Below are 10,943 nucleotides of genomic sequence, written 5' to 3'. Positions count from 1 at the left end.
GCGGATACGGGCGGAGTGGCAGGCGTCCGGTTCAGGACAGGCCGAGGTCGTTGTCAATGAATTTGAAAATCTCAGCCTCTGTTGCCGATGTGAACTTCTCGTCGTCATCAGCGCTTTCGGCTGTCGGATGCTGGGGTGCGTTCCACCTCAACATGAGTGACTTCAGCCGCAGGGTGACTCTTTCGCTGGCGCTGTCGGTTTTGTCGAGGGCGGAGAGGGCGGATTCGAGTTTGTCGAGCTCCGCCAACACGGGGGCGACAGCGTTGTCCGGTTGTGGCTGGAGTTGTGTGTGGAGGTGGTGGGTGAGGGTGGTGGGGTTGGGGTGGTCGAAGGCGAGGGTGGTGGGGAGGCGGAGTCCGGTGGTGCGGGAGAGCCGGTTGCGTAGTTCGACGGCGGTGAGGGAGTCGAAGCCGAGGTCGCGGAACGCGCGGTCGGGGGGGATGGTGTCGGGGGTGGTGTGGCCCAGGACGGTGGCGATGTGGGAGCGGACCAGGGCGAGGAGGGTGGTGTGCTGTTGTTCGTGTGTCTGGCCGGCCAGCCGGGCGTGCAGCTGGGCGCCGTTGTCCGCACCACCGGTAGTGGTGGTGCGGGTGGTGCGGCGGCGGGTGGCGGGCAGGAGGTCCTGCAGCAGGGGCGGCAGGGGCGGGGCGGGACGCAGGTCGGCGGGCAGCAGGACCGGCCGGTCCAGAGCCAGGGCCGCATCGAAGAGGGCCAGTGCGTCCGGGGTCGACATGGGATGCAGACCGGAACGGATGATGCGCCGGTGGTCGGTGCCGGCCAGGTGCCCGGTCATCCCGCTGGCCTCTTCCCACAGCCCCCACGCCAGCGACACCCCCGGCAGACCCGCCGCCCGCCGCCGGTACGCCAGCGCGTCCAGAGCGGCATTGGCCGCGGCGTAGTTGCCCTGCCCGGCCGACCCCAGGATCCCCGCGGCCGAGGAGAACAGCACGAACGCCGACAGCTCCATACCCCGCGTCAGCTCATCCAGCAAAAGAGCGGCATCCACCTTGGCCGCGAACACCGTGCCCAGCCGCTCGGGCGTGAGAGAGGCGATCGTCGCATCGTCCAGCACACCAGCCGCATGCACGACACCCGTCAGCGGACACCCGGCAGGAACACCCTCCAGCAGCCGGACCACCTCCCGCCGCTCCCCCACATCACACGCAACAATCCGCACCTCCGCCCCCAACGCGGCCAGCTCCGCCCGCAGACCCTCCGCACCCGGAGCATCCGGACCACGCCGGCTCACCAACAGCAGATCCCGCACCCCACACACACCAGCCAGATGCCGCGCCACCGCCGCACCCAGCACACCCGTCCCACCCGTCACCAACACCGACCCACCCGACAACCACGGCAACACCTCCCGACCCGATACATCAACCGACCGCCGAGCAGGCACGCCACCGGAGCGCTGGGCAGGCACGTCGGACCGCCGGGCTCGTGTGTCACCGGACCGCTGGGCTGGAACATCACCGGATGACTCAAGTCGTTTCAGGCGTGCGGCCAGCAACCGCTCCCCACGCACCGCCAACTGCGGCTCACCACACGCCACCACCGCCGCCACACGCCCACCATCCACGCCCCAACCAGCACCAGCACCGGTGTCGAGGTCGGTGCCGGTGTCGGTGTCGAGGTCGAGGAGGACAAACCGGTCCGGATGCTCAGCCTGCGCCGAACGCACCAGCCCCCACACCGACGCACCCACCACATCCACCGGGCCGTCCTCCGGGCCGGCCACCACCGCACCCCGGGTCACCACCACCAGCCGCGAACCCGCAAACCGCTCCAGCCCCAGCCACCCCTGCACCACACCCAACACCCCACCAACAACCTCACCCACACCACCGCCACCACCGCCACCGCCACCGCCACCGGCACCGGCATCCGGGCACCGCAACACCACCACCCCCGGCACAGGCCCACCACCGCTCTCACCCACGTCCTCGTGCCACGCCCACGCCTGCCCACACACCGGCACAGGACCCACCTCAGCCCACTGCACCGCATACAGCGAACCCCGCCGCCCCGCCGAAACCGAGACAGCACGCAACTGACCCATATCCACAGGCCGCAACTCAAGACGATCGACCGACGCCACCGGCACACCCGCCTCATCCCCGACCACGACCGACACCGCCTCACGCCCGCCGCCCCGCCCGACAGCCGACACACGCACCCGCACACCGGTCACACCCGCCCGGTGAAGCGACACACCACCCCACACAGCCGGCACCCGAACACCCTCCCCGAACCCCGCCCCCTCCCCAAACCCCGTCCCACCCGGAAGCAACACCGACAACGGCTGGACCACACCATCCAGCAACGCCGGATGCAGCCCAAAACCAGCCGCATCACCCCACGCCTCCTCCGGCAGACACACCTCAGCCAGCAAATCCCCCCCATCACGCCACACCGCACGCAGCCCCGAAAACACCGGCCCCAAAACACAACCAGCCCCAGCCAAACGGTCACGGACACCATCGACATCCACCGCCACCGCACCCCGCGGCGGCCACACCCCCGCCAGACCATCCACCACCACACCACCAGCAGCAGCCTCAACCAGCACCCCCGAGGCATGACACGTCCACACCCCACCCGACGCACCACCCCCACCACAAGCACTCCCACCCCGCGCATACACACTCACCAAACGCCGCCCCTCCCCATCCGCAGCCGCAACCCCAACCTGCACACTCACACCCCCATCCACAGGAACCACCAGCGGCGCATGCAGCGTCAGCTCATCCACTCGGTCGCAGCCCACGTATGTGCCCGCATGAAGGGCGAGTTCGAGGAAGGTGGCGCCCGACAGCAGCACCGTGCCGCCGACGGCATGGTCAGCCAGCCACGGATGCGACCTCAAAGACAAGCGCCCTGCAAGAAGCGCTCCACCGTCAGTCGCCAGTTCCAATGTGGCGCCGAGTAGGGGGTGTTCGGTGGGGTCGAGTCCGGCTGCTGACACGTTGCCGGCACCGGGCTGTGTGCTTTCGAGCCAGTAGTGGTGGTGTTGGAAGGGGTAGGTGGGGAGGTCGAGGTGGGTGTGGGTGTGGGGTTGGTTGTCGTGGTGGGTGTAGTGGTGGGGGTGCCAGGTGGTGGTGGTTTTGGCGAGGTTGGTGAGGAGGTGGGTTTGGGGGTGGTGGTGGGGGTGGGTGAGGGTGAGGGTGGTGGTGGGGGGGTTGGGGAGGTTGTGGTGGGTGAGGGTGGTGAGGGTGTTGTCGGGTCCGAGTTCGATGTAGGTGGTGACGCCGTGTTGGTGGAGGGTTTGGGTGGTGGTGGCGTAGTCGACGGTGTTGCGGGCTTGTTGGGTCCAGTAGTGGGGGGTGAGGAGTTGGTCGGGTGGGGTGTTGGCGGTGATGAGGGGGGTGTGGGGTGGGTGGTAGGTGAGGGTTTGGGTGTGCTGGTGGAGTTGGTTGAGGATGGGGTTGGTGTGGGGGGAGTGGAAGGCGTGGTTGGTGGGGAGGGTTTTGGTTTTGATGCCTTGTTGTTGGCAGAGGGTGGTGATGTGTTGGACGGTGTGGGGGGTGCCGCTGATGACGAGGGAGGTGGGGGTGTTGATGGCGGCGATGGCGAGGTCGTTTTCGTGGGCGGTGAGGTGGTGGGTGATGTGGTGGGGGGTGGTGTGGAGGGTGGTCATGGTGCCGGGGGGCATGGTTTGCATGAGGGTGGCGCGTTGGGTGATGAGGGTGGTGGCGTCGGTGAGGGTGAGGATGCCGGCGAGGTGGGCGGCGGTGATTTCGCCGAGGGAGTGTCCGGCGTAGTAGTGGGGGGTGATGTGGTAGCCGTCGGTGAGGAGGCGGTGGAGGGCGACCTGGAAGGCGAAGAGGGCGGGCTGGGCGTAGCGGGTCTGCTGGAGCAGTGCGGCCGCGTCCTCGTTGTCGTTGTCGTTTTGGGTGAGGAGGGGGAGGAGGGGGTGGTCGAGGTGGGGGTCGAGGTGGGTGCAGATGTCGTTGAGTGCGGCGGCGAAGACGGGGTGGGTGTGGTAGAGGCCGTGGGCCATGCCGGGGCGTTGGGTGCCCTGTCCGGAGCAGATGAATGCGGTCTTTCCTGCGGCCTCCCCGGTCCCGGTCCCGCCCGGGGCGCTGCTGTGGATGACGGCGGGGTGGGGCTCGCCTGCGGCGAGTGCCTGGAGTGCTTGCAGGAACGTGTCGCGGTCCGCGGCGATGAGGGTGGCGCGGTGGTCGAACACGGCGCGGGCGTGGGCGAGGGTGTATCCGACATCCGCGAGGTCGAGGCCGGGGTGGTCGGTGAGGTGGGCGTGCAGGGCCTGGGCCTGGGCGCGCAGGGCCGGCTGCGACTTGGCCGACACCAGCCACGGCCACACCCCAGGACTGCCGGCAGCAGCCTCATCGTCGCTGCCCGCGTCACCCTCGCCGGCGGGTGGTCCCCCCGGAACGTCGTCGGCGGGTGCTTCTTCGAGGATGACGTGGGCGTTGGTGCCGCTGACGCCGAATGATGACACTCCTGCCCGCCGTAGCCGCCCCTCCCCGCCGGGCCAGGGCACCGTCTCCGTCAGCAGCTGCACCGCACCCGCGGACCAGTCCACATGCGGCGACGGCTCATCCACATGCAACGTCCGCGGCAGCAGACCATGCCGCAGCGCCATCACCATCTTGATCACCCCGGCGACGCCCGCGGCAGCCTGTGTGTGACCGACATTGGACTTGACCGAGCCCAGCCACAGCGGCCCCTCGCCGGCACGGTCCTGTCCGTAGGTCGCGAGGAGGGCCTGGGCCTCGATCGGGTCGCCCAAAGTGGTGCCGGTGCCGTGGGCCTCCACCGCGTCGACATCACCGGCCGACAAGCCGGCGTTGGCGAGGGCCTGGCGGATGACACGCTGCTGGGACGGCCCGTTGGGCGCGGTCAGACCGTTGCTCGCACCGTCCTGGTTGACCGCACTGCCACGCACCACGGCCAGGACACGGTGACCGTTGCGATGGGCGTCGGAGAGCCGCTCCACCAGCAGCATCCCCACACCCTCACCCCAGCCGGTCCCGTCCGCCGCCGCCGAGAACGCCTTGCAATGCCCGTCCGCGGCCAGACCCCGCTGCCGCGAAAACTCCACGAAGGCACCCGGAGACGACATCACCGTCACACCCCCGGCAAGCGCCATCGAGCACTCACCCGCACGCAACGCCTGACAGGCCAGATGCAAAGCCACCAACGACGAGGAACAAGCCGTGTCCACCGACACCGCAGGACCCTCAAAACCAAACGTGTACGAGATACGACCGGAGATGACGCTGCCGGCGGTTCCGGTCAGTGCGAAACCATCGGTTGACTGGCCCGCGTTGTGCACGCGAAGTGCGTAGTCCTGTCCGTTGGTGCCGGTGAAGACTCCGGTGGGGGTGCCGTGGAGGGTGTGGGGGTTGATGCCGGCGTGTTCGATGGTTTCCCAGGCGGTTTCGAGGAGGAGTCGTTGCTGGGGGTCCATGGCGAGGGCTTCGCGGGGGCTGATGCCGAAGAATTCGGCGTCGAAGTGGCCTGCGTCGTAGAGGAATCCGCCGTTTCGGGTGTAGCAGGTGCCGGGGTGGTCGGGGTCGGGGTCGTAGAGCGTGTCCAGGTCCCAGCCGCGGTCGGTGGGGAATCCGCCGATCGCGTCCTGCTCGGAGGAGATCAGATCCCAGAAGTCGTCCGCCGAGGTCACTCCGCCGGGGAAACGACAGGCCATGCCAACGATGGCGATCGGCTCGGTGACAGAAGCCTCGGCGGTAACGGCTGCCGCTGAAGGAGCCGACTCCGCTGCTGTGCCCCGCAGTTGGTTCTGCAGGTGTACGGCGAGTTTGGCAGGGGTCGGGTGGTCGAAGACCAGCGAGACAGGAAGGCGGAGTCCTGTTGCCTTGATCAGCAGGTTTCGGAACTCGACGGCCGTGAGTGAATCGAAGCCGAGTGCACGGAACGACTGGTCGGGCGCGATGGCTTTCGGGTCCGCGTGCCGGAGCACTGCCGCCACATGGTCTCGTACGAGCTCGAGCAATGCGGCCCGTTGGTCGGCCGACGTCTGATGGGCCAGCGTTTTGTGCAACTCCGCCGGTGGAGTGGGGCGCTGGACAGCTGGCTCCCTTTCCCGGGCCGCGCTCACCAGGTCGCTGGTCTGAGAGGTGTGTTCGATCTTGCTCCAGTCGATGTCGGCGATGACGACATACGGCCGTTCGGTGTCCGCGATCGCCTGCGTGACCGCTGCCGTGGCCAACTCGGGTGACATGGGTCGAAACCCGCGGCGGTCGAGATATGCGCGGGCCTTGTCCGAATCAGCGAGTCCGTTTCCTTGCCAGGTGCCCCAGGCGATGCTGGTGGCGGGGAGGTGGTGGGTGTGGCGGTGGTGGGCGAGGGCGTCGAGGTAGGCGTTGGCTGCGGCGTAGTTGGCTTGGCCGGGTGCGCCGAAGGTGGCGGCGGCGGAGGAGTAGAGGACGAAGGCGGTGAGGGGGGTGTGTTGGGTGAGTTGGTGGAGGAGGTGGGCGCTGTGGGCTTTGGCGCGGAGGACGTTGTTGAGTTGGGTGGGGGTGAGGTTGGTGAGGGTGGCGTCGTCGAGGATGCCTGCGGTGTGGATGACGGTGGTGAGGGGGTGTTGTGGGGGGATGGTGTTGAGGAGTTGTTGGAGTTGGTCTGGGTTGCTGGTGTCGCAGGTGGTGATGGTGAGGTGGATGCCTTTTTGTTGGAGTTGGGTGGTGAGGTGTTGTGCGTGGGGGGTGTGGGGGCCGGTTCGGCTGGTGAGGAGGAGGTGTTGGGTGGGTTGGTGGGTGGTGAGGTGGTGGGTGAGGTGGGTGGCGAGGGCGCCGGTTCCGCCGGTGATGAGGGTGGTTCCGTGGGGGGTGGGGGTGGGTGGTTGGTGTGTGGGGGTGAGGGTGGTGGGGGTGAGGCGGCGGGTGTGGGTGCCGGTGGTGCGGATGGCGAGTTGGGTTTGGTGGTGGGGTTGGGTGAGGGTTTGGGTGAGGTGCTGGAGGGTGTGGGGGGTGGGGGTGGTGGGGAGGTCGATGATTCCGGCGGTGTGGGTGGGGTGTTCGAGGAGGGTGGTGCGGGCGAGTCCCCAGGTTTGGGCTTGGGTGGGGTGTGTGAGGGGGTCGTTGGGGTGGGTGGTGGTGGCGTTGGTGGTGGCGTACCAGAGGGGGGTTGGTGGGTGGGTTTGGGTGTGGGTTTGGGTGAGGGTGAGGTTGAGGAGGGTGCCGGTGGGTGTGTGGGGGTGGTGGGGGTGGGGTGTTTCGTCGAGGGCGAGGAGGGAGAGCAGGCCGGTGATGGCTCCGGTGGTGTGGTTTTGGGCTTGTTGTCGGGTGTGGTGGAGGGTGTGGTGGAGGTGTTGGGGGTTGGTGTGGGTGTGGTTGAGGGTGAGGGGGATGGGGGTGATGCCGTGGTGGTGGAGGTTGGTGAGGATGTTGGTGATGTGGGGGTGGTGGGTCTGGGTTTCGGGGATGGCGATGAGCCAGGTTTGGTGGGGTTGGTGGGTGGTGGGGAGGGTGAGGGGTTTCCAGGTTTCCTGGTAGGTCCAGGTGTTGATGCGGGCTTGGTCGTGTTGGTGGCGGTGCCAGGCGGAGAGTGCGGGCACCACCGTGTCCAGGCCGGCGGAGGGGGGCACGGCGAGTGTGGTCGCGACCGTTTCCAGGTCCTGGCGGGCCACCGCGTCCCAGAACCGCGACTCCACCTCTGCCGTCCCGCCCGCAGTCCCTGCCCGCCCGGAACCGGCACCCGAACCGGCACCGGCACCCGAACCGGATCCGGCACCCGGCTGTGAGCTCTCGAGCCAGTAGTGCTGGTGTTGGAAGGGGTAGGTGGGCAGGTCGAGGTGCGTGTGGGGGTGGGGGTGGGTGTGGTGGTGGGTGTAGTGGTGGTGCCAGGTGGTGGGTGTGCCGATGCCGGTGGTATGGGTGTGGGCGAGGGCGGTGAGGAAGCGGCGGGTGTCGTTGTCGCCGCGGCGGAGGCTGCCGATCGCGGTGACGTCTTCGGCGGTGTCTTCGGTGGTGTCTTCGATGGCGGGGACGAGGGTGGGGTGGGGGCTGACTTCGACGAAGACGCGGTGTCCGTCATCCGCCAGGGCCTGGACGGCATCGCTGAAACGGACCGGCTGGTGCAGGTTGCGGTACCAGTAGGCGGCGTCCAGGGTTGTGGTGTCCAGCCAGGTGCCCTCCACCGTGGAGAAGAACGGCACGCCGGACGGCTGCGGGCTGATGTCCCCCAGCAGCTCCAGCAACTCCTCCCGCAGGGGCTGCACATGGGGGCAGTGCGAGGCATAGTCGACCGGGATCCGCCGGGCCCGCACCCCGGTGCCGGCACAGTACGCCAGCACCTCGTCCACCGCCTCGGCATCCCCCGAGACGGCGGTGGAGCGGGGGCCGTTGACCGCCGCCACCCACAACCGCCCCGCCCACCGCTCACCAATGAGCTGCTCCACCTCCTGGGCAGGCAGCGGCACTGAGGCCATGCCGCCCCGGCCCCGCACAGCGGCCAGCGCCCGGCTGCGCAGCGCAACAGTCTTCGCCGCGTCCTTCAGGCTCAGCGCCCCACACACATGCGCGGCCGCGATCTCGCCCTGGGAATGGCCAAGGACCGCGTCGGGTTCGATACCGTAGGAACGCCACAGAGCAGCCAAAGACACCATGACGCTGAACAGCACAGGCTGGACCACATCGGCCCGCTCCCACACCGCATCCCCCGCGTCCCGGCGCAGGATGTCCACCACAGACCAGTCCACCCACGGCGCCAGAGCCTCCTCGCACGCCTGCATCCGCCGGGCGAACACCGGAGAGGAGGCGAGCAGACGCACACCCATCCCGGCCCACTGCCCACCCTGTCCGGGAAACACGAAGACGACACCGCCCCGGTCACCACCCGGCGCATGACCCGTGGTCACCCGCCGATCCGGCTCACCCGCCGCCAGCGCCCCCAACCCTTGCACCAGCTCCTCACGGTCCGCGGCCAGGACGACCGCACGATGCTCCAGCACAGCCCGCCCACAGGCCAGACCCGCACCCACATCGGCAAGCGAAACGTCCGGCCGGACTGCCACGTACTGACGCAACGCCTCCGCCTGCGCCCGCAACCCAGCCTCAGACCTAGCCGACACCGGCACAGGAACCGGCACCGGCACCGGCACCGGCACCGACTCAGCCACCGGCGCAGACACAGCCACTGGAGCGGCCACCGACTCAGCCACCGAAATGGCAAGACCCGGAGCACCCTCCAACACCCCACCCCCGGCAACACAGCCCCCCGCCGCCGGCGCCTCCTCCAAAATCACATGCGCATTCGTGCCGCCGATCCCGAACGACGACACTCCCGCCCGCCGCAACCGCCCTGCCGCGTCCCCCGGCCACGGCACCGCCTCCGTCAGCAGCCGCACCGCCCCCGCGGACCAGTCCACCTGCGGCGACGGCTTATCCACATGCAACGTCCGCGGCAACACCCCCTCCCGCAACGCCATCACCATCTTGATGACCCCACCCACACCCGCGGCAGCCATGGTGTGCCCGATGTTGGACTTCAGAGACCCCAGCCACAGCGGCCTGTCACCGGCCCGCTGCCCGTACGTGGCGAGCAACGCCTGTGCCTCGATCGGATCACCCAGCGTCGTGCCCGTCCCGTGCCCCTCCACCACATCCACATCCGCCACGGACAACCCCGCGTTCGCCAACGCCTGCCGGATCACCCGCTCCTGAGCCGGACCGTTCGGCGCCGTCAGCCCATTCGACGCACCGTCCTGGTTGACCGCACTGCCGCGTACCACCGCCAGCACCCGATGCCCCAGCCGCACCGCATCCGACAACCGCTCCACCAACAGCATCCCGACGCCCTCGCCCCAGCCGGTGCCGTCGGCTGCAGCCGAGTACGCCTTGCACCTGCCGTCCACCGACAGCCCGCGCTGCCGGGAGAACTCGATGAACATGCCGAGGGTGGACATGACCGAGACGCCGCCGGCCAGCGCGAGCGTGCACTCACCCGACCGCAGCGACTGGCACGCCAGATGCAGCGTCACGAGCGATGCCGAGCACCCCGTGTCCACGGTGATCGCCGGCCCTTCCAGCCCGAAGCTGTAGGCGATACGGCCCGACAGGACGCTGCCCGTGGTACCGGTGAGGATGTGGCCCTCCACGTCCGCGGCGCCCTCCGACGACGCGGTGTCCATACGCGGGCCGTAGTCGAAGGAGAGGGCGCCCGCGAAGACGCCCGTACGGGACCCGCGTACCGACAGCGGATCGATTCCCGCCCGCTCGAACGCCTCCCAGGACGTCTCCAGCAGCAGCCGCTGCTGCGGATCCATCGCCAGTGCCTCACGTGGACTGATTCCGAAGAAGCCGGCGTCGAAGTGCGCCGCGTCGTGAAGGAACCCGCCTCCCTGCGGATAGAACGTGCCGGGCTGCGTGGGGTCCTGGGCGTGACGCTGTTCCGTGGGCCATCCGCGGTCGGTGGGGAACGGCCCGATGGCGTCTCCGCCCGAGGCGGCCAGCTCCCACAGGTCCTTCGGGGACCGGACTCCGCCCGGGAAACGGCATGCCATGCCGATGATGGCGATCGGGTCGTCCGCCGCTGCCGTGCCTCCGTGGCCGCTGGGTGAGTCCGGTACGGGCGCGGTGTCCTCGTCGAGGTGGCCGAGCGCCGCGGTCCGAAGGCGCGCGGCGACCGCGGCCGGCGTGGTGTGGTCGAAGATGAGCGTCACGGGCAACCGCAGGCCCGTGGCCTTGCTGAGGCGGTTGCGCAGTTCGACACCCATGACGGAGTCGAAGCCGAGGTGGGCGAAACTCGCCGATGGGCCGGCATCCGACGCGGTGCGCTCGTTTCCGTCGTCGTTCAGCACCGCCATGGTGTGGGCGCGCACCAGGTCCAGGAGCAGCGACTGCTGCTGCGTGGGGGACAGCGCGGTCAGGCGTGCCGAGAGGACGGTGGTCGCCGACGTCTCACCATGCCCCCGTAGTTGGGCGAGAGACGTCAGGAAGTGGTCCAGGGTGCCCTGG

At 69.0% G+C, this 10,943-nt stretch carries 1 protein-coding gene; it reads right to left on the bottom strand.

Annotated elements, in window-relative coordinates; all coding sequences use genetic code 11:
- Positions 1 to 31: 31 nt before the first annotated feature.
- Entirely contained in the window at positions 32 to 10,786 is a 10,755-nt protein-coding gene (locus tag SAVERM_RS44485) for a type I polyketide synthase (RefSeq protein ID WP_476726699.1), read from the bottom strand.
- Positions 10,787 to 10,943 lie beyond the last annotated feature (157 nt).

Origin of the sequence: Streptomyces avermitilis MA-4680 = NBRC 14893, assembly GCF_000009765.2 — a bacterium.
Lineage (GTDB): Bacteria > Actinomycetota > Actinomycetes > Streptomycetales > Streptomycetaceae > Streptomyces > Streptomyces avermitilis.
Note: the sequence above shows the minus strand (reverse complement) of the source record. Positions and strands in the feature narration are given on the sequence as shown.